This is a genomic window from Rothia sp. (in: high G+C Gram-positive bacteria), from assembly GCF_030540545.1.
Classification (GTDB): domain Bacteria; phylum Actinomycetota; class Actinomycetes; order Actinomycetales; family Micrococcaceae; genus Rothia.
The window spans coordinates 24,792-43,253 of record NZ_JAUNVZ010000003.1 but is presented as its reverse complement, the minus strand read 5'-3'; the positions used below and the strand labels follow the sequence as shown (position 1 = coordinate 43,253).

The 18,462-nt window shown below is 54.1% G+C and carries 18 protein-coding genes, 1 tRNA gene and 1 riboswitch; of the genes, 12 read left to right on the top strand and 7 right to left on the bottom strand.

Annotation, left to right across the window (positions count from 1 at the left end):
- Positions 1 to 37 precede the first annotated feature (37 nt).
- Both Q4P78_RS03325 and Q4P78_RS03320 read left to right on the top strand, forming a co-directional pair.
- A complete protein-coding gene (locus tag Q4P78_RS03325) occupies positions 38 to 1,282 on the top strand; it encodes a multidrug effflux MFS transporter (protein ID WP_303338900.1) in 1,245 nt (414 codons plus the stop codon).
- 127 nt (positions 1,283 to 1,409) lie between these two features.
- Positions 1,410 to 2,294 (top strand): aminotransferase class IV, encoded by an 885-nt coding sequence (locus Q4P78_RS03320; protein ID WP_303338899.1) that lies wholly within the window; start codon positions 1,410 to 1,412, stop codon positions 2,292 to 2,294.
- Positions 2,295 to 2,394: 100 nt separating this feature from the next.
- Here the strand turns inward: Q4P78_RS03320 and Q4P78_RS03315 are convergent, their stop codons facing one another.
- From Q4P78_RS03315 to Q4P78_RS03300, 4 genes are all read right to left on the bottom strand, one after another.
- Positions 2,395 to 2,655 carry a hypothetical protein gene (locus tag Q4P78_RS03315; protein ID WP_303338898.1) on the bottom strand — a complete coding sequence of 87 codons (261 nt, stop codon included), beginning with the start codon at positions 2,653 to 2,655 and terminating at the stop codon, positions 2,395 to 2,397.
- A 131-nt stretch (positions 2,656 to 2,786) separates the two neighbouring features.
- A complete protein-coding gene (locus tag Q4P78_RS03310) occupies positions 2,787 to 3,587 on the bottom strand; it encodes an energy-coupling factor transporter transmembrane protein EcfT (protein ID WP_303338897.1) in 801 nt (266 codons plus the stop codon).
- Complete coding sequence (locus Q4P78_RS03305) at positions 3,580 to 5,250, bottom strand: ABC transporter ATP-binding protein (RefSeq protein WP_303338896.1); 1,671 nt, start codon at positions 5,248 to 5,250, stop codon at positions 3,580 to 3,582. The genes Q4P78_RS03310 and Q4P78_RS03305 overlap by 8 nt, the downstream gene beginning before the upstream one ends.
- A 131-nt stretch (positions 5,251 to 5,381) precedes the next feature.
- Positions 5,382 to 5,972 carry an ECF transporter S component gene (locus tag Q4P78_RS03300; protein WP_303338895.1) on the bottom strand — a complete coding sequence of 197 codons (591 nt, stop codon included), beginning with the start codon at positions 5,970 to 5,972 and terminating at the stop codon, positions 5,382 to 5,384.
- Positions 5,973 to 6,027: 55 nt separating this feature from the next.
- Positions 6,028 to 6,133, bottom strand: a riboswitch (TPP riboswitch).
- 170 nt (positions 6,134 to 6,303) lie between these two features.
- Between Q4P78_RS03300 and Q4P78_RS03295 the strand changes: the two genes are divergently transcribed.
- The 4 genes from Q4P78_RS03295 (at position 6,304) to Q4P78_RS03280 (ending at position 9,742) form a co-directional block, all read left to right on the top strand.
- Positions 6,304 to 6,537, top strand: coding sequence for a DUF4235 domain-containing protein (locus Q4P78_RS03295; protein WP_303338894.1), 234 nt, complete (start codon positions 6,304 to 6,306; stop codon positions 6,535 to 6,537).
- 206 nt (positions 6,538 to 6,743) lie between these two features.
- Entirely contained in the window at positions 6,744 to 8,084 is a 1,341-nt protein-coding gene (locus Q4P78_RS03290; RefSeq protein WP_303338893.1) for an MFS transporter, read from the top strand.
- 366 nt (positions 8,085 to 8,450) lie between these two features.
- On the top strand, positions 8,451 to 8,807 hold the full coding sequence (locus Q4P78_RS03285; RefSeq protein WP_303338892.1) for a hypothetical protein: 357 nt from the start codon (positions 8,451 to 8,453) through the stop codon (positions 8,805 to 8,807).
- Positions 8,808 to 8,905: 98 nt separating this feature from the next.
- Positions 8,906 to 9,742 (top strand): hypothetical protein, encoded by an 837-nt coding sequence (locus tag Q4P78_RS03280; RefSeq protein ID WP_303338891.1) that lies wholly within the window; start codon positions 8,906 to 8,908, stop codon positions 9,740 to 9,742.
- 104 nt (positions 9,743 to 9,846) lie between these two features.
- Here Q4P78_RS03280 and Q4P78_RS03275 read toward each other — a convergent pair whose 3' ends face one another.
- Both Q4P78_RS03275 and dcd read right to left on the bottom strand, forming a co-directional pair.
- Positions 9,847 to 11,133 carry a septin family protein gene (locus Q4P78_RS03275; protein WP_303338890.1) on the bottom strand — a complete coding sequence of 429 codons (1,287 nt, stop codon included), beginning with the start codon at positions 11,131 to 11,133 and terminating at the stop codon, positions 9,847 to 9,849.
- A gap of 30 nt (positions 11,134 to 11,163) precedes the next feature.
- A complete protein-coding gene (gene dcd / locus Q4P78_RS03270; RefSeq protein ID WP_303338889.1) occupies positions 11,164 to 11,751 on the bottom strand; it encodes a dCTP deaminase in 588 nt (195 codons plus the stop codon).
- A 181-nt stretch (positions 11,752 to 11,932) separates the two neighbouring features.
- Here dcd and Q4P78_RS03265 point away from each other — a divergent pair.
- The 6 genes from Q4P78_RS03265 to Q4P78_RS03240 all read left to right on the top strand — a co-directional run bounded on the left by Q4P78_RS03265 (position 11,933) and on the right by Q4P78_RS03240 (position 17,629).
- Positions 11,933 to 12,006 (top strand) — tRNA-Gly (locus tag Q4P78_RS03265).
- Positions 12,007 to 12,226: 220 nt separating this feature from the next.
- The gene (locus tag Q4P78_RS03260; protein WP_303338888.1) at positions 12,227 to 13,705 is read left to right on the top strand and encodes an N-6 DNA methylase; all 1,479 of its coding nucleotides are present in this window, start codon (positions 12,227 to 12,229) and stop codon (positions 13,703 to 13,705) included.
- Positions 13,705 to 14,661: a BsuBI/PstI family type II restriction endonuclease gene (locus Q4P78_RS03255; protein WP_303338887.1), complete on the top strand. Its 957-nt coding sequence runs from the start codon at positions 13,705 to 13,707 to the stop codon at positions 14,659 to 14,661. Before Q4P78_RS03260 ends, Q4P78_RS03255 begins: the two co-directional genes overlap by 1 nt.
- A 78-nt stretch (positions 14,662 to 14,739) precedes the next feature.
- The gene (locus Q4P78_RS03250) at positions 14,740 to 15,885 is read left to right on the top strand and encodes a peroxiredoxin (protein ID WP_303338886.1); all 1,146 of its coding nucleotides are present in this window, start codon (positions 14,740 to 14,742) and stop codon (positions 15,883 to 15,885) included.
- Between the two features lie 14 nt (positions 15,886 to 15,899).
- Entirely contained in the window at positions 15,900 to 16,562 is a 663-nt protein-coding gene (locus tag Q4P78_RS03245) for a bifunctional 2-polyprenyl-6-hydroxyphenol methylase/3-demethylubiquinol 3-O-methyltransferase UbiG (protein WP_303338885.1), read from the top strand.
- 353 nt (positions 16,563 to 16,915) lie between these two features.
- Positions 16,916 to 17,629, top strand: a complete 714-nt coding sequence (locus tag Q4P78_RS03240) for a hypothetical protein (RefSeq protein ID WP_303338884.1) — start codon at positions 16,916 to 16,918, stop codon at positions 17,627 to 17,629.
- Between the two features lie 100 nt (positions 17,630 to 17,729).
- Here the strand turns inward: Q4P78_RS03240 and Q4P78_RS03235 are convergent, their stop codons facing one another.
- Positions 17,730 to 18,428, bottom strand: a complete 699-nt coding sequence (locus Q4P78_RS03235) for a hypothetical protein (RefSeq protein WP_303338883.1) — start codon at positions 18,426 to 18,428, stop codon at positions 17,730 to 17,732.
- Positions 18,429 to 18,462 lie beyond the last annotated feature (34 nt).

Sequence of the window (18,462 nt, the reverse complement as noted above, 5' to 3'; positions counted from 1 at the left end):
GCGCCGGTGCACTACCCACCACACACAGAAAGTAGCTATGTCTTCTTCTCCTGCCTCCCCGGCACAGCCTCCGGCTAAGATTTCCTTCGGGCTCTCCCCCGCACTCATTGTTACCCTGGCGTCTCTGACGGCTATTGGCCCACTGGGTATTGATATGTACCTGGCATCCATCCCGCAGATCGCCACGGATCTGAACACGAGCGCCGCAGCGGCTCAGATGACCCTCTCGGCGTTTATGCTCGGTATGGCACTGGGCCAGTTTGTCATTGGCCCGCTTTCGGATAAGACCGGTCGCCGCGTGCCCATTCTGATTGGCTCGGTGGTGTGCTTTGTGGCGACCGCTCTGTGCGCCTTCTCCCCCAATATTGAGGTCTTTATTGCGGCTCGTTTCATTATGGGCTTTAGCGGCGCGGCGGGTTCTGTGCTGGCGCGTTCTATTGTTGCCGATACGACTACGGGTCTTGCGACCGCTAAGCTCATGGGCATTATGATGATGATCAATGGTTTTGCTCCGGTGCTGGCGCCACTCTTTGGCGGTTGGGTGCTCTCCTGGGGTAGCTGGCGTACTGTCTTTAATGTTCTGACGGTGATTACCGCTTTGCTGATGCTGGCTGTGTTGCTTTTTGTGCGCGAGACTCTGCCCGTTGAGCGTCGTCTGGCAGGTAGCGTGCTGCATGCTTATTCGGGTGTGCCGGTGGTTCTGAAGAAGCGCCGCTATGTTGGTTTTATGCTGACCATGTCTTTTGCTTTTGGTGCACTCTTCTCCTATATTTCGGGCTCTACTTTCGTGCTGCAGAATGTACTGGGCATGGATCCGGGTCAGTTCACCATTGTGTTCGGCATTAACTCTTTCGGTATTGTGGCAATGAGTTCTTTGGCGACGAATCTGGTGGGTAAGGTCGGTCAGCGCACGGTGCTTAATATTGGTGTTTCTTCCCTGCTGACAGTGGCTGTTCTGCTGATGATTTCCTTTAGTTTTGGCATTAACTATTGGGTAACTCTGGTGCTGCTTTTTGCTCTGACCTGCTCTGTTGGTCTGATTTTTGGTAACTCCTCGGCTCTTGCTATTGCGGAGGCGCGCGAGGTTGCCGGTAGCGCTTCTGCGGTCATGGGTACTATTCAGGCGCTCATTGGCGGTATTGCCGCTCCCCTGGTGAGCCTAGGTGGCGAGCACGCGTATATGCCCATGGGTCTGTCTATTCTGGGCTTTGCTGCTCTGACTGCGCTCATGCTGTGGACTACTCCGCGTCTGTCTTCTGATTTCAGCGCGGACGGCAAGTAGCCTCTAATCTTCATCTATGAGGTGCCACCCGGATATACCCCGGGTGGCACTTTTGTTTGCGGTGGCTGCTTGCACCGTGTGGGCTTATATTCATGTGTATTCCTCCTGTCCGCGCTATGCTTAGAGTATGTCCATTAGTGTTGTGATGATTGATCCCGCGCACCCTGCCGGTGTGCTTGCTGACCCCTCGAAGCCCCTGATTAGTATTGAGGATCAGGGTCTGACCCGCGGCGACGGTGTTTTTGAGACGATGCTCGCGGTCAATCGTCGTGTGCGCAAGCTGGATTCGCATATTGCGCGTCTGGCGTCTTCTGCGCGTCTGCTGGATTTGCCGGAGCCTGACCCGGTTGCTTTGCGCGCGGCGCTGCAGACTCTCATGCAGGCGGCTGTTCCGGGTACTGTCACGGAGCTGGGTGAGGAGCACCTGGTGAAGATTATTATTTCTCGAGGCACTCCCGCGCAGGGTCCGCATTCCTGGGTGACGGCTGCTGCCGCACCCGCTAAGGGTATTGCTCAGCGTGCCTCGGGTGTGAAGGCTATTTTGCTACCTCGTGGCCACGACCCGGCGGAGAATACGGCGTACCCGTGGCTTCTGGCGGGCGCTAAGACTCTCTCCTATGCGATGAATATGGCGATGCTGCGCTATGTGGCGTCTCAGGGTGCCGATGACGGTATTTTTATGACCGATGATCGCCGTATTTTGGAGGGTGCGACCTCTTCGGTGATTATGGCGAAGATTGAGGGGGACCGTAAGGTTTTGTACACTCCGGAGCCGAGCCGCGGTATTCTGCCGGGCACCACTCAGGGCGCTATTTTTAATGCTGCTCGTGCCGATGGCTGGGAGTTGGGGTACGGTCCGCTGTATCCTCAGGATTTGTTGGAATCTAACGGCCTGTGGCTGGTTTCTTCAGTGCGTCTGCTGGCGCCGGTGACCCATGTGAACGGTACGGCTATTGCTACGGATCCTGAGCTGACCCGCGTATTTATGGGCTATTTGGCGCAGGATTCCTAAGGATTCTCTTTTAATACAGGTGGTGGGGCTCTTCTTGATTCTTCAAGAAAAGCCCCACCACCTGTATTAGGTGTAGCGTGTAGCCATGACCGCTTCAGCTTTAAAGCGGATGCTTAGCACGGTACCAGTGAGCGGCCGCGGCGAATGCTGTCCCGAAGAGCAGGGCAACAATGATTACTTCTGCTTCCAACCAGGGCAGACCCCTCGTGTATTTGGTCATAATCCAGACGGCTGCTACGCTCCATGCCCAGCCAATGAGGGCGCGAACCCATGCGGGCACTGCGCGCCACATGGTGAGCAGACGGGAGGTTTTACGCGGTTCACGCATACCGTGCAGCTTGTAAACGGATGAAGATTTCATGATGACTCGCTTTCTGTTGGGTGTGTTTCCTGCGAATAGTTAATGACTTCTTCACTTTAAGTATGCCCCCCTAGGTATAGCTGTCAATCATTCTCACTCTAATTTTGTGCCATACCATGACAAATATGCCATTATCCCCAGATGAAAGTCAGGGATCCGAGAGCGGCAGAGAGACCATAGACAGCCACAATAATGAGCACGGATACCGCAAGCACGAGATAATCGGCACGAGAAACCGTAGACTCACGAGCCCAGGTACGCCGCCCCGCACCAAAACCACGCGCCTCCATCGTCACCGCCAAGCGGGAACCGCGACGAATAGCCTGCACCAACAGCGCAAAACACTGCCCCGCAGCGGTACGCACACGCCCCCACCAGGACTGCCCCGCACCCAAACCGCGAGCGCGTCGAGCCTGGCCGAGAGCATGCCACTCCCCAAAGAGCACACCCACCAGACGCAAAGCCACCAGTGCCGCCAGCACAAAACGAGCCGGCAGTCGCCAGCGTTGGGCCAGGGCATCACCCAGATCTGTCGGGTCGGTGCTCATAACGAAGACCAGGCTGGGGATGGTCATCGCCAGGGCGCGCAGCATCATATTTACCGCCACTTCCAGGGAACCGGTACTGATTGAATTCAGCCCAAAATCCCAGAGTATCTGCCCTGTTTTAGGTGCCAGTAGCGCCGTTGACCAGCCGGTGGTTAGTAGCGCCACCAACAGCGGCCAGAGATAGAAAGACAGTCGCAACAGGTTGAAGCCACACAGGCTGACCAGCAGCACCTGCGCCCCGAAGAACCCGAGGGAGGTGACGGGGTCTTTGGTGATCATAATGGCGATAATCAGCAGGAACATGACGCCCATTTTTAGCCCAGCGTTTAGACGCCCGAAGAAACTATCGCGGCGAATAATGGAGGAGAAAATATCGTTATTCATGGGTATTCTCCTCTGCCTGCAAACCGTTAGTCATAGAATGAACATTCTCTAAGCGGATATGCGCCCCACCCAAGGCACGGGTATAGGCTTCATCGTGAGTAATGGATAGCACCGCCACCCCCTCGGAGACCAGACGCCGAATCAGCTGCACCAGTTCAGCCCAGGTGCGCGCATCCTGCCCAAAGGTCGGCTCATCCAAAATGAGCACCTGCGGGCGAGTTGCCAGAGCGGTAGCCACCGAAAGGCGGCGTTTCTCTCCGCCGGACAGGGTAAAGGGGTTGGCATCTTGCACATGGGTTAGGCGCAGTCGTTCCAGCAGTTCATCGGTGCGCGCCGCCAGCTCAGCTTCGTCCACCGTGCGATGTTCCAGAGCCGCTACGCGGCGCGGACCAACCTGCAGCTCATCGCGCACTCGGGAGGTCACAAATTGGTACTCCGGTTCCTGAAAAACATAGCCAATGCGGCTCACCAGCTGCGCCGGGTTCCAGGAGGCAATATCCCAGTGAGCCTGGATTTTCTCGCCTCCGCGCGCTGTCCGTAGTGCCCGGCTAGCTTCAAGCCGACCTGCCACGGGGTAAAGTAGCCCGGCGAGGGTGAGTGCCAGGGTTGATTTGCCGGCGCCATTAGGGCCGAGCAGACTTATATGCTCTCCTTCGTGCAGGCTCAGTTCAGTGATGTCCCGCAGTGCCTGCGGAGTGTAGTTCTTTACCGCTTCAAGGTTCAGCTCAATGGGTTCGGGGTGTTTCTTGACCTGCGCGCGGCGTATTTTCAGGCTTTTACGTGTCGGGGTTACTCGGCTAATACCGAGCTTACGGGCTGCGATGAGGCTCCGACCCGGAGCGGGTGCGCTAAATGCGGGTAGCTCCGGTTCGTATTCGGGTACCCACACTCCCCCGGCGATCAGCTCATCACGCGCGGCGCCGAGTACCTGTTCGGGTGTGCCGTCGTGGCTTATAGTGCCGTCAGTGCCGAGGACAATCACGCGATCCATAAAGGGCGACCAGATACCCACGCGGTGCTCAACCACCAGCAGGGTTGCACCGGTGGTGCTAGCTGCGGCAAGGACTGCATCGCGTACTTCAATCACGCCCTCAGGGTCCAGGTTCGCGGTGGGTTCATCCAGTGCCAGCGCTGCGGGGCGCATGGCGAGAATACCCGCGAGTCCCAGGCGCTGCTTTTGTCCGCCCGATAGTGCCGCGGTGGAGCGCTCGAGTTCCAGATGCCCCAGACCGACCGCGTTGAGGCTCTCTTGAACACGTTGCCAAATCTGGCTGGGTTCAACCGCCATATTCTCGGCACCAAAGGCAACATCGTCGCCCACCCGCGAGAGCACCACGGAGGATTCCGGGTCCTGTTGCATGAGTGCAATCAAGCCGCGTGCCTGCTCAGCGGGCACGCCATTAATGGTGATGCTTCCGCTGGCGCTCTGACCGTCCTGGTCGTACAGCACACCGGCAATGGCGTGCAGCAGGGTTGATTTTCCGGCTCCTGAGGGGCCGAGCAGCAGTACTTTTTCGCCCGGTTTGATAGTCAGGCTTAGGGAGTTGAGGGTGGGGTTTTCTCGTCCGGGGTGGTGCCAGCTCAAAGAGTCCAGCTCGATCAGGGCGCCGCGTGTATCGGCGCTGTCTGTGATAGAAGTGGGGTTTTCGGTCTGTGTGTTCATGGGTGCGACTACTAGGGTTTTTGCCGGATAGCACCGGGCATCGGGTGGGGTACAGAAGAGATAAAACCGCACCCTATGGTTTCACCTGGCTACAGAACAGCCGAAACCATAGGGCACGGTAACGCGCAAGCCTAGGCGCGGCGCGACTGCGCACCCGATGCTAGGGAAGCCAGCACGCCGGTCTGAGCCAGGGCGCGGGTGAGCAGCCAGCTCACGCCTCCGGCAAGAATCGCGCCGGAAATAATGGAGCACAGGGCGTAGACGAATGCTTTGGAGCCCTCATAGACACCCGCATAGTAAATAATCAGTTCACTCACGCCCATAAACGCACCCGAGAGAGCACCGGCAAGCAGGGCGGTCAGCGCATCCCAACGCTTGTAGAGGAAGAGAGCAAAAATAATCTCGGCACCGATGCCCTGAATCAGGCCGGAGAGCAGAATCTCGCCGCTAGCACCGGCACCACCGGGCAGCATGGAGGAGATAAAAGCTGCAATCAGCTCACCGGCAAGAGCGGCGCCGGGGCGGCGAATAATATAGCCGCAGAGCACGCCGGCGAGCAGCCAGACGCCACCGATCAGGGGGCGGTATTCGGGGGTTGCAACCAGCAGACCCTTTGCTGCGGGGTAGACTGCGGTGTTCCAGATGGCGAAAAGAACGGAGCATGCGGCGGCAAGAACGGCGAGAACCACGATTTCGTTCACGCGCCAGCGGTAGTTTTTCACGATATGTTTTCCTTCCCTTGGGTTGAGAAGGGGACCGCGCGCAGCGTCATTGTGCGCGCGTTGAGATTCGACTCCCTACGCCGGTATGATCCGGATCAGGTTCGAGGGTCTGCACGGGTGTGCACTCTCAGCGCCACGGTGGCGCTCCCCTGTCGCGGTACTCGCCACGCGGGGAGCACCCTTTGTTCCTATTGTGGCATAGATGATAATAATTCCCAGCATTTTTACAGTTTGTTAAGCGTTCTTTTCTCGCTTTCCTGCGGGCGAACAGGATACTCTTAGGGGGTGGGCTTTTTGCCTGTTCGCATACATGGATTTTTGGAGGAGCATCATGGCTTTGGTTTCGAAGGCGGTTCCCGCCCTGATTGGTATGGCAGGTTCTGCTATTGCGTCGAAGGGCGCGGGTCTGGTGTGGAAGGGTGTTACTGGTAAGGAGCCCCCGGTCATCGGTCCGGATTCTGAGGACACTCTGCGCAATGCGCTGATCTGGTCGATTCTGGCTGCTGTAACTGGTACCGTGGTTAGCTTTGCTATTGCGCGTGTTCAGCGTCGTTTCTTTTCCTAAATTCTAGGTAGTCGAGGATGCGCCCGGTGCCATGCCGGGCGCGTCCTTGAATTTTATCTCTTCTATGCGCATTGATTGCGCGTAGAGGGTGTGAAAGGTTGACTATGGCTCAGAGTGTTTCTGGCGGTCCAGATCACAGCACCAGTAAGAGGTCTGTGACGGCGTGGGCGCTATGGGATGTGGGGTCTTCCTGCTATGACGCGGTGATGACCACCTTTATTTTTACCGTATATTTGACCAGTGTTTATTTCGGCGACCCTGCCCATACCTCGCAAATGCTTTCCTACGGCATGACTGCCGCGGGTGTGTTGATTGCGCTCTTGGCACCGGTGACCGGTCAGCGTGCTGATCGTAGCGGGAGGAATATTTTCTGGCTGGGTGTGAATACCCTGATTCTGGTGGCACTGACTGTCCTGTGCTTTTTTGTGTACCCGAGCCCGCAGTATCTGTGGCTGGGTGTTGGCCTGATTTCGGTGGCGGCGATTTTTAATGAGTTTGCGGTGGTGAACTATAACGCTGTGCTGCCGCGTGTGTCGACTCCGGCTAATATTGGCAAGATTTCGGGTATTGGATGGTCTGCCGGGTACTTTGGGGGTATTGTTGCCCTAGGTTTGGTGCTGCTGCTCTTTATTGGCTTTGGGGAGTCTGTTCCTGCGCTGCTGAATTTGCCCACCGATGATGCGTTGAATATTCGTGCTATTGCCCTGTTTGTGGCGGCGTGGGTGCTGGTGTTTTGCACCCCGGTGCTGGTGCGTATGCGTAACCGCAACGAGTTTTTGCCGTCGGTTCTGCCGGTTCGTGAGCGTCGTTCACTGGAGCGCGGTATGGCTCGTTTTACGCCGAGCCGTCGCGGTAGTTTGGTGGAGTCGTATCGTGAGTTGTGGCGTACGGTGGTGCGTTTGCGCCGTACTCAGCCGCAGACGCTGAAGTTTTTGGTGGCCAGCGCCGTGTTCCGCGATGGTCTGGTGGGTATTTATACTTTTGGCGGTATTTTGGCTGCGGGCTCTTTTGGGTTTACGACCACCGATGTGCTGCTTTTTGGTATTGCGGCTAATGCTGTGGCGGGTGTGGGCGCGATTGTGGGCGGCTACCTGGATGATTATTTGGGGCCGAAGATGCTGATTCTGCTGTCTTTGGGCGCGATTATGCTTTCGTCTATTCCGCTGTTTATGGCGCCGAGCGGGCAGATGTTTTGGGTGTGCGGTCTGCTATTGTGCATGTTTATTGGTCCTGCGCAGTCTGCGTCGCGTACGTTTTTGGCGCGTATTGCTGACCCGGGCACTGAGGGTGAGCTCTTTGGGCTGTATTCGACCACTGGCCGTGCAACGAGCTTTTTGGCACCGCTATTCTTTGGTGTGTTTGTGACGCTGTACGGTCAACAAATTTGGGGCATGCTGGGTATTATGCTGGTGGTTGCTTTGGGCTTGGCGCTGACTATTCCTTTGCAGGCACCCAGTGCTACGCGTTCGCGCAAGGCGCGTCGTTTGCGTAAGAAGATTGAGAAGCAGCGTGCGCAGCAGAATTACCGTGCGCCGTTTGAGTCTTAGGTTTAGCCTCAGATGCTGTGATTCTAGTCTGTGCATAAGGCTGCACGAGGCGGGGGTATCGGGTTCGGGAGAATCCGGTGCCCCCGTTGTGCTGTTTCGGTGGCTGCTCGATAGGCAGCGGTGCCTCTGAAATAATGTAGATAATATTGCATATAACAGTAGATTTAACCACTACTATGATGTATCATACATGGCAATGGGAAGGACTCTTAGAGTGTATCGTCTACAGACACCGGTACTTTAAGAAGCTCTAAGACCTTCAGAGGGGCAGGAATCCACGGCAGATTCCCTGTCACTTACTCACATTGGGCAGTGTTGCCACTGTAGGACGCATTTCCCACCCCTACCTCTAGGAGGGCAGCAGGAATGAAAACTCTGCGTGCATTCATCACTTTCATCACCGTACTGTGCTCACTGGGTATCTTTACCTTCCCCAGCGCACATGCTAATATCCAGACCTATCTGGATTCAAATTACGATAGCTGGTCTCGAGCCAGTTACTTCGGGCGCGGTGAGCACCCGGTTATCCCTCGTCAGGAGAACGACAATATTTCTTCGGTTCTCAATTACAGCAACACCAAGGTGACGTACTACGAGGATGGCTTTTTCCGCGGCCGCCAGTTCGAGTTCAGCTGGAGCATTAACGACCTGACTGGATTTGCGACCAATCTTCATTGGGGCGAGACCTGGAATGATCGTATTAGCTCAGTGAAGGTACATTAGCAGATTTCTATACAAATCTACTAAACTAAACTGGGTTAAACAGGTGTAGGGAAATATATAAGATATTTCCCTACACCTTTACAAAGGAGTATAAAATTATGAGAATAAGAGCACTGTGCATATTAATACTTATATTTTCTTTATCCGCTTGCACTCCCAGTCTTGAGCAAGATACATCATGGACTGCTCGTTTAGATTATGAAAATAACCAGATAGTCTTCCCGCTTGATGAATATTTCTTTACGCAAGAAGAGTCTCAGATTCTTCACCGCGCGAATCTTTTTACCCGTGTTGATTGCTATAGAGCTAATGGATATAGTGATATTCCATATCCAGAATATGAAAAACCTATAAATAATCTCTATGGCGCTTGGAATATTTCATGGGCACAGAAGTACGGTTTCTCCTCAGCTCCCATCACTGAGGACAGCCAAAAGTTCAGCCAGGTTCCACAAGCCCTTGCGGAAAAGTGCGCCGGTGAGGATATTGAGATAACAAAACTACTCAGTGCTAGCACTGCAGGTACAGATGAGGGTAAATTTATAGGGATTCTCCAACGCCAGGCTGCAAATGCAGCTGAAAATTCATCAGAATGGGCAAAACTCCGAAAAGAACAGTGGGCATGTCTTGAGAGCAAAAATTTAAGTCCGACGCGAGACATTCATAGCTGGGAGCTAAAAGATCTATACGCCATACAAGCAGGTTTAGACAATAAATCTCTGACCAAAGAACAAGCTAAGGCGGAAGAAATACGCATTGCAACCATCGAAGCGGAATGCAGCGAATCCCTCCAATTTGCGCAAAAACTTGCAAACCTTGAGGCTTCCTATCAGGGTCCACTCATTATTAAAAACCAAGCGAAACTCAATGAAATTAAAGAGTATAAGCAATCGGTCCTGGTAAAAGCCAAGGAGATTATCTCCACCCGGCAATAACCTACAGAACCACGCTATAGGCAAAGACCCCGGTAGACACATCATCATGTATCTACCGGGGTCTTAATCTATCTGCCGTGCAGTATAGAGCCTTAGCTCAAAGACTAGTCAGCGAAGTCTTCCTCAATAATATCGTCATTACCCTGGCTGCTATCGAGCTGATTCGAGGCTTCTTCGTTCAGCATCTCGGGCTCGGTGTACACCGGGTCATTGGTCACGTAAATATGAATCATATTATTCTGTGCCAACTCAGTGAGGATATTATCGTAGGCGTCCTCGGGTAGGCCGGGGAAAAGCTCCCCCATGCGCTCAAAGTGGGTGTTGCGGTCCACCTCGGGCTCAGCCTGCAACCAGCATTCAGCGGCGAATGCCGAAAGCTGGTCCAGACGCTGACCGTTGAACAGGTAGAAAGTATCCCCCACCCATGCCGCACTGGTGCCGGTGCCGCGGTGCACGGTCACGGTACCGTTGGGGTAAACCGGAGGGAGCATATCGCGGTTATTGATCGCTTCAATATCCTCTTCCAGGGGCTCAATCTCGCCGGCGAAGATCTGCTGAACCAGCGGCAGAGTGTCCGCAATTTCAGCGTAGTTGAGCTGCACCAGGCCGCCGGTGGCGCCCAGAACATCCAGAATAGAACGCAAACCGGTCTCTTGCATGGCCAGGCCGGAGCTTTGAGCGGTCACCTCGGCCAGGTTCTCAGCCAAGGGCACCGTCTGCACGGTGGGTTCGGTGAACTGTTCGTCGCGGTTGAGCAGCACCAGACGCACCAGCGAGTAGTCGGTGCTATCGGCTGCCACCGGGTTCAGACCAAGCTCGGCAGCCGGGATTTGCGCCTTAGGTTCACCCTTGGTTTCGATCACGGAAAGCGGCTTGGGGTAGGGCACCACGCTCAGATCATTATTAATGATGCTGGTTTCGTCGCTCAGGTAGCGGTAGTGCTGGCCGAGGGTGCGAGCGGCGGTAGTTTTACCTCGCCCGGAGGGTCCAATGAACGCCACGGCACGGCCGGTTTCTTCGTCCCCCAGCAGTGCTGCGTGCAGCAGGGTGGGACCGCCGGCGAGCGCTTCGAGCAGGCTCAGCGTGATGCGCCCGGTCAGTTCTTGCATCATTTGTGCGGTGCTGCTGTGGCGCAGAGTGCCGACGGAGATGTAGCGGTGCAGCATGTACTGGTAGTCGTCGAAGGGCGAGACTTCCTCGCCGTGCACGATCAGCAGCTGGCGGAAGGTTTTGGTCTGCGCGTAGGCTTCGTCCACGTCGTCAAACCATTGCTGGTCAATATTTGCCCAGCTATGGCGCATGGCCTCGAGCGCGTCGGTGGGAATGTCGGCGGTGAAGAGAATGGATACTTCTACCCCGGCAGGGTTGAGGATGAGTAAGTGTGCGGTCATGAGAGTGATACCTTTAGGTGTGCCCGCCGTTTAGGATTCGGTGGGGATGATCGTTTGATGGAAATTCAGGTAGCTGCGCGATGCAGTGGGCCCGCGCTGACCCTGATAACGGTTACCATAAGCACCCGAACCATAGGGGTGATCAGCATCCGAGCTGAGCTGGAAGAAGCACAACTGACCCACCTTAGAACCGGGCCAGAGCATAATCGGCAAAGTCGCCATATTCGACAGCTCCAGGGTCACATGACCCGAAAAGCCCGGATCAATAAAACCGGCGGTGGAGTGAGTCAACAGACCCAGTCGGCCCAGGGAGGATTTACCCTCCAGGCGTGCCGCAATGTTATTGGGCAGGGTCACCTTTTCGTAGGTTGCGCCCAGCACGAACTCACCCGGGTGCAGGATGAACGGCTCATCGGGAGCGACCTCCACCAGGCGGGTCAGGTCCTCCTGAGGCTGCGAAGGGTCAATATGCGGGTACTTATGGTTATCGAAGAGGCGGAAGAAACGGTCGATACGCACATCCACGCTCGCCGGCTGGATCATCGACTGCTCATAAGGCTCCAGGACAATATTGCCCGCGTTGATTTCTTCTAGAATATGACGATCAGATAGTAGCACCCTTTAAGAATAACGCCCCGACGCGCCTTCATGGGCTGGTTTTCACCCCAATTCACGGGATTTTACTCGCTCCTAAGACGCAGAACCTACCGCATGATGCATTCAGCCCGTGAACAGGATGGTTAGCTGTGCTATTGCTCTCTATGTCAGCACATAGCTGTGCTAGTATAAAGTCAGGTACGCGGCTGTAGCTCAATGGTAGAGCGCACGCTTCCCAAGCCTGATACGCGGGTTCGATTCCCGTCAGCCGCTCCATCCACCCCGCCGATTGACTTCTCTGAAGCCCGGCGGGGTTTTCTCTAAGCCGCCCAACAAGTTATCGGTCTACTCCACCTACACATATTTAGGTTTAGTAAATCTTCAACAGCTTAATAATAGAGAATCTACTTTAGCTTTTACCATCTTATACTTTGGCATTGGGTCGCAATGCCAAAGTTCTCCTCACCCTGGAAGCGCAGAATGATACCATTATCTTATGGAAGTACATGACCTTGTTGATATAGCTGAGCTGGAACGAAAGCATGCCTTGGATAGCATCAATCCTAAGACTCAAAGTACTCTTGGTCAGTTTTTTACCCCTGCCCCTGCAGCACGTCTCATCGCTTCGATGATCGATTTCCCAGACCAAGAGCAGTATAAAATCCTTGATCCAGGGGCAGGCAGTGGTATACTCTCCGCCGCTCTAATCGAACGTCTCCTGCGGGAAAAGCCCAATGCCATAATCCACGTTACTGCTGTAGAACGGGACCCAGCGATGATCCCGTTTCTCACTGCTACCCTACATGCTTGTGAGCAACTAGCGCCTGCCCAAGTCTCTACCCAAGTCTTGGAAGCTGACTACATCCTCGACAGCACCGGTTTAGACTCTACTCTCAACTTCCAAGCAGAGTTCGATATAGTTATTGAGAACCCTCCGTACGGGAAGATATCTAATTCGAGCCCTCATAGGAAAGCGCTACAGGCCTATGGTCTAGACACACCGAATCTATACGCCGCATTCTTGGCACTTTCAATTGACACCTTGAAGTCTGGGGGCACCTTGGTAGCTATTACTCCTAGGTCATTTTTCAACGGTCCCTACTTTGGTAGTTTTAGAAAGCGTCTTCTGCGCTCTCTAACCCTAAATAAAATCCATGTTTTTGATTCCCGGTCTACTGTATTTAACGACACAGGTGTCCTTCAAGAAAACGTTATTTTTGCAGCTTCCAAAAATACTCCGCAGGGCAAGGTTACGTTGTCAGTTAGCCATGACCACCTTGGCGATCAAGTTCAGCGACACGTAGCCTATACCGAGGTAGTTAGGCCTAACGATCCACACCAGTTTATCCGTTTAGCCACCTCTGAAGAAGACACAGAAATCGCAGAAAAGATGCTTACACTTCCGTGTTCACTTACAGACTTAGGAATAACTGTATCTACTGGCAAGGTTGTCGACTTCCGTTCGAAGGAGTCACTCTCTTTCATACAGTCAGAAGATGGACATCCTCTTGTTTACCCTGTGAATATCAAAAACGGCACAGTTACTTGGCCTATTGATGGTCGAAAACCGCAATGGTTTATACCTGCATCAGATAAGGAAAACATGTTGCTGCTGCCGGAAGGGTGGTACACAGTAGTAAAGCGTTTCAGTTCCAAAGAAGAACGCCGACGTATCGTAGCAGCTACCTGGTCGCCAATCGTAAAACCGGGTTCTGTGGCGTTCGAAAACCACCTGAATGTTTTCCATACCTCTGGAGTTGGCCTCGACCAGGATCTAGCTCATGGGTTAACAGCTTGGCTAAATTCAACATTTGTAGACCGCTATTTCCGCATGTTCTCGGGCCACACGCAAGTCAACGCAACCGATCTCAAGACTTTACGCTTCCCAAGTACAGAAGATCTACGTAAGTTGAGCAAAGAATCAGACGGAACAACCGAAAGTATAGACCTGATACTAAAAGAGAAAGGTTTCTGATGAATCGCGAAGACCTAAAACATAATCGCATAGAAGAAGCACGAATAATCCTAGAATTAATCGGGATGGATGCAGAGCGAAGCAATGTACGTTCTGCTTTGGTTCTACTTGCATTGGCAGATTTAACCGCTGAGTCAACTTGGCAAGAATCCCAAAACCCTATGCTAGGTACTGCCGCAATTATAAAATTTATTGAGGAGCACTATGACAAAGGGTATGCACCTAATAGTCGCGAAACGATTCGTCGTTTCACTTTGCACCAGTTTATTGAAGTTGCCCTTGTTGAAGAAAATCCAGACAACCCTACACGTCCCAAAAACTCTCCTAAATGGAACTACCGTTTGACTGGGCATGCATTATCTCTACTAAAGACTTTCGGAACAGATAGCTGGGATACTTCGCTGAAGAGCTATATTACAGAAATTCCTGGACTACAAGCGAAATACAAGTCCTCCCGGGAGATGGCACGGATACCCTTGACTTTACCTAATGGTGAGGATTTTAGCCTGTCGCCTGGTGGACAAAATATATTAATTAAATCAATAGTAGATGATTTCTGCCCACGATTCACCCCCGGTGGACAGATTCTATATATTGGTGACGCTGATAGCAAGTGGGCTTTATTTGAGAATAATAAGCTTCAAGAACTCGGTATACATGTAGACAAGCACGGGAAAATGCCGGATCTCATTGTCTACATCCCGGAACGAAACTGGTTGGTTCTTCTAGAAGCAGCTTCATCGCACGGCCCAGTTGATGCAAAACGACAAGATGAGTTAGCTACTCTGTTTGCTAATTCTACAGCTGGTCTCGTATACGTTTCATGCTTCCCCGACCGTAAGGAATATAGGAAATACGTAGATAAAATTGCGTGGGAATCTGAAGTCTGGTGTGCAGACCACCCGACTCATATGATTCACTATAACGGCGAACGTTTCCTAGGACCGTATAGCTAGAAGACTACCCCTTCAAGATTTCTATCAGAGCTCTTGAAGGGTTTCTTCTATACAGGCGTAAAATAGGTGGTAAACGTCTTGAGCGCATCACTCACAGAAGGGAACCCCGTGCCCGGCTACATGCTCTGCACCGCGATCCTCGCCATCACCCTCGCCGTCAGCGGCTACGCTAAACTCCGCGACCCGCGCAGCGTGGAAGAAGGCATCCTCAACCTGGGACTGCTACCCATCGCGCCCATCAAATTCACGCAGATCGTGCTGCCTGCCGGTGAACTTCTGCTGGCCCTGGGGCTGCTGGCTGCACCCGCATACCTTGCCGAGGGCACCCCCGAGATACTGCGCATCGGTACCTTCGGCGCGACAGCAATGCTCACCTGGCTGCTCATGGCATTCTACGTGTTCGTGATTGCGCGCGCGCTCAAAACCGGACGCACCGAAGGCTGCAATTGTTTCGGTCGCGATAGCGTGCCCGTCACCCGCTACACCCTCTACCGCAATATTGCACTGCTCACCGCCGCAACCGGTAGCCTCTACGCAAGCTACACCGGCGGCACCTCCCTGATCCACGAGCTGCTGCGTGCTTCCGCCGGCGACTACGTATGGCTCGCATCCGCTCTTATTCTCGCGGTACTGCTCTGGGCATTCGCCCGCTCCGAAGCGGCAGGTACGACCCGTAGTGAAGAAGACGCACCCATGGCGGCGCAATTTAGCATCAACGCCAACGGCGAGGAAGAATACGTACGCCTGCCCATCCCGCACTCTTCCCTGTACCTGTCAACTGACCAGAAGCGCTTCACCACCCTGCGCGATATGGCGCGCGCCCAAGCGCGCGTGTTGCTCTTCCTCTCCCCCACCTGCTCCGGCTGCACCCGCGTGGCAAAGAACCTGCCCGCATGGCAGGAGAAACTGCCTATGCTCGGCATTCACCCCGTGTACGCAAGCATGGAAAAGCTCAAGCAGGCTGTGACCCTTGATCGTCTGCCCGCTGAGGTTTCCCACGAGACCGTGCTGATCGACCCGCAGCATGCGGCCCACCATAACTTTGGCGGTAGCGTGCCCCTGGCGGTTGTGCTCGGTTCTGACGGGCTACTGGCTGGCGGGCCCGTCACCGGCTCTGAGGAGGTCAACGACCTCATGGATCAGCTGCTAGAAACCTTCGCCCCCGAAGAGATTGAACCCGCGGCTGAACCCGCCGTCCACGAAGCAAACGAAAACACCGATTAACCTCCAAGGAAAGGATGACCATGGCACCCATGGATCTGCCCACCCCCGGCACCAGCAGCGAGCGCGATAAGTCCCTGTGGCTTGTGCGTAAAGAAGCTAACCCCGACCACTCCCAGTGGTACATTAACCGCTTCAAGGACATGGAAGCAGAAGGCAAGGATATTGCCGGCGAGGTGCGTCTGATTGACGCCATGGCGTCCCGCGGCGCGAAGATTCTGGACGCGGGTTCGGGCCCGGGTCGTATTGGTAAGCGTCTGCAGGCTCTGGGCCACCGCGTGACCGGCGTGGATATTGACCCGGAGCTGATTGCTGAGGCGCAGCGTGTCTGCCCCGAAGCGACCTGGAAGACCGCTGACCTGGTTGATTTGGCTGAGACCGTGGGTGTTTCTGAGCCCGGCTATGAGGGTTTTGAGCTGCTGGTGTGCGCCGGTAATGTGATGGGCTTTTTGGCTCGTTCCACCCGTAAGAGCGTGGTGGAGAACTTCTACACTGTGCTGGCTGAAGGCGGTCGTGCCGTGGTCGGTTATGGTTCCGGTCCGGGTCGTGACTACAGCTTTGAGCAGTTCCTCGCCGATGCGCGCGAGGTCGGTTTCACCGTGGATAACACCTATGTTTCCTGGCAGCTGCACCCCTTTAAGGAAGGCGACGAGTACCTGGTTGCTGTGCTGTCCAAGTAGTCTGTGATGCACCTGCCCCGGTGGGGTAGCTCTTAAATATTCAAGCCCGGCGGGTTCATGTGAACCCGCCGGGCTTGATTGTGTCTATAACCTCTTGAGCTTTGAGTTTGCACGATATACACTATCGTTAACTATGAGCAAAACCACTATTTTAAGAGGATTGATACACAATGAGTCCCCGACTACCTATACGCCCCGTCGAAGCTATCTACGCGCCCTTCCCCATATACCCCATACACTGGTACACCCCCTCCGATATTCGAGGTGTCATCGCCATCATGAATACGTATGGAGGTAAAAACTATATTATTGTTCGACCCCCTATATTCTACGAAGGCTGCTACCAAGGGACTATGTTCTCCCTCTATAGCACCTACAGCGAACAATTCTCCATCAGCTACATCATTAACTGGGATAAACTCATACTCGACTTTTCCTCAGAAAGTGCACACACCAGTCCCTATAGCGTCCGAGAAGCACGTCTTACCTTTAGCGCTAATGGAACCTTAGAAGAACACGGAACCGAGGCATACTCCGAAGAAGAATTGGAGTACATGCACACACTAGCCACGGCTTTCCACCGCGGAATTCAGCAGGAACCTCCCGTTATTGAGGAAGAAAACGACACCCTGGCAACCGTCCTGCCGGATATGTACCCGATTCTTCACTATGTACGCAATAGCCGTATAAGCGATGTATTTATTCGGTCCGTTGATAATGACGAGCTAGAACAGCCTGAATCAATCAGCGCATACGTATACTACGGACTCGACGATTACCTCTATAGAACATATTGGGGCATTGAGGCAGAGGAGCACTCGTTAGAAAAAGCCGGGCTTATGCGCTGGAGCACCCACCAGGATCTGGTGTTTCAACCCTCCGCAGAGTTCCCCTACCCGGCAGAGTTCTCCTGCCCTATACGTGGGAAAGACCTGCCCGAAGAAATTCAGGCTATTATGTCGTCGCTGCCCCTGCCCAAGGAATTTACCGTGCGCCAGAATGCTCCTTCCTCGTGGCTGCATGGTGAAGAAACCAAGCTAGAAGATACCGTGCTGGAAGATAGCTAGGCAGAAAATAGCGAGCACTAAGCGCCAATAAAATACTCAAGCCCGGCGGGTTCATGTGAACCCGCCGGGCTTGAGTATTTATGCTCCTAGTCTCGGTGCATTAGTACAGGTGAATAGCGTGCGCCGTCTCCTCAGGCAGTAGGGAGACCACCGCCAGCAGAATCACCACAGCAGCCGAAATGCTAATAATCGCCGCGGACTTCCAGCCCGGGTGGCGCTCACCGAAACTAATCAGGCCCGCATGCTGGCGGTCAATATCCACCACATTTGCCGCCTTATACAAGCTGGTCTGCTCCGAAAGCTGCGCCGATACCTCACGCATCGTCTTGCCATCCCACACACGACCGTCCAGGCGCAGCAGGGGCTTCGCTTGGCTATCAATAGCCCACAGAGACGGGAAAGAACGGTAACGGATCTTCGCGACCATGCCCTTCAAATCCTGACCATACGCCTTCTTCGCGTAGAGTTTCTCCACAAAAATCGTGTGGTCAATCGCCGAACGCTCCACCGCATGCCACCCAAATACGCGAGCGCGCAGCACGTGGCTATCGGTTAGCACAATCATGGTGGGTTTAAGCACCGAGTACAGCTGAAGTGCCGCGAAAAAGGCAATCAGGCTCACCAGAATAATATAGGGAAGAGCCGGTCGCTTATACGCAAGGAACATAATCGCCGCAACCAGGGTAATTGTGCCCGGTAGGGACGCCTCAACACGGCGCGCATAGGAGCGCATACGAGGATGGAAAATATGAGTGACTGCCCCGTACTTGGCGGGGACTTCATGAGCGCGTTCTGCCATACACTCAACTCTACCCTATGCGCCGGCGCCAGGC

What these genes read in the sequence shown, in the direction of transcription:
- Q4P78_RS03280 (WP_303338891.1), top strand. Translation starts at nt 8,906, where the DNA reads ATGAGAATAAGAGCACTGTGCATATTAATACTTATATTTTCTTTATCC.
- Q4P78_RS03285 (WP_303338892.1), top strand. Translation starts at nt 8,451, where the DNA reads ATGAAAACTCTGCGTGCATTCATCACTTTCATCACCGTACTGTGCTCA.
- Q4P78_RS03305 (WP_303338896.1), bottom strand. Translation starts at nt 5,250, where the DNA reads ATGAACACACAGACCGAAAACCCCACTTCTATCACAGACAGCGCCGAT.
- Q4P78_RS03275 (WP_303338890.1), bottom strand. Translation starts at nt 11,133, where the DNA reads ATGACCGCACACTTACTCATCCTCAACCCTGCCGGGGTAGAAGTATCC.
- Q4P78_RS03320 (WP_303338899.1), top strand. Translation starts at nt 1,410, where the DNA reads ATGTCCATTAGTGTTGTGATGATTGATCCCGCGCACCCTGCCGGTGTG.
- Q4P78_RS03245 (WP_303338885.1), top strand. Translation starts at nt 15,900, where the DNA reads ATGACCATGGCACCCATGGATCTGCCCACCCCCGGCACCAGCAGCGAG.
- Q4P78_RS03240 (WP_303338884.1), top strand. Translation starts at nt 16,916, where the DNA reads ATGTTCTCCCTCTATAGCACCTACAGCGAACAATTCTCCATCAGCTAC.
- Q4P78_RS03315 (WP_303338898.1), bottom strand. Translation starts at nt 2,655, where the DNA reads ATGAAATCTTCATCCGTTTACAAGCTGCACGGTATGCGTGAACCGCGT.
- Q4P78_RS03255 (WP_303338887.1), top strand. Translation starts at nt 13,705, where the DNA reads ATGAATCGCGAAGACCTAAAACATAATCGCATAGAAGAAGCACGAATA.
- Q4P78_RS03260 (WP_303338888.1), top strand. Translation starts at nt 12,227, where the DNA reads ATGGAAGTACATGACCTTGTTGATATAGCTGAGCTGGAACGAAAGCAT.
- Q4P78_RS03295 (WP_303338894.1), top strand. Translation starts at nt 6,304, where the DNA reads ATGGCTTTGGTTTCGAAGGCGGTTCCCGCCCTGATTGGTATGGCAGGT.
- Q4P78_RS03325 (WP_303338900.1), top strand. Translation starts at nt 38, where the DNA reads ATGTCTTCTTCTCCTGCCTCCCCGGCACAGCCTCCGGCTAAGATTTCC.
- Q4P78_RS03290 (WP_303338893.1), top strand. Translation starts at nt 6,744, where the DNA reads ATGACCACCTTTATTTTTACCGTATATTTGACCAGTGTTTATTTCGGC.
- Q4P78_RS03310 (WP_303338897.1), bottom strand. Translation starts at nt 3,587, where the DNA reads ATGAATAACGATATTTTCTCCTCCATTATTCGCCGCGATAGTTTCTTC.
- Q4P78_RS03235 (WP_303338883.1), bottom strand. Translation starts at nt 18,428, where the DNA reads ATGGCAGAACGCGCTCATGAAGTCCCCGCCAAGTACGGGGCAGTCACT.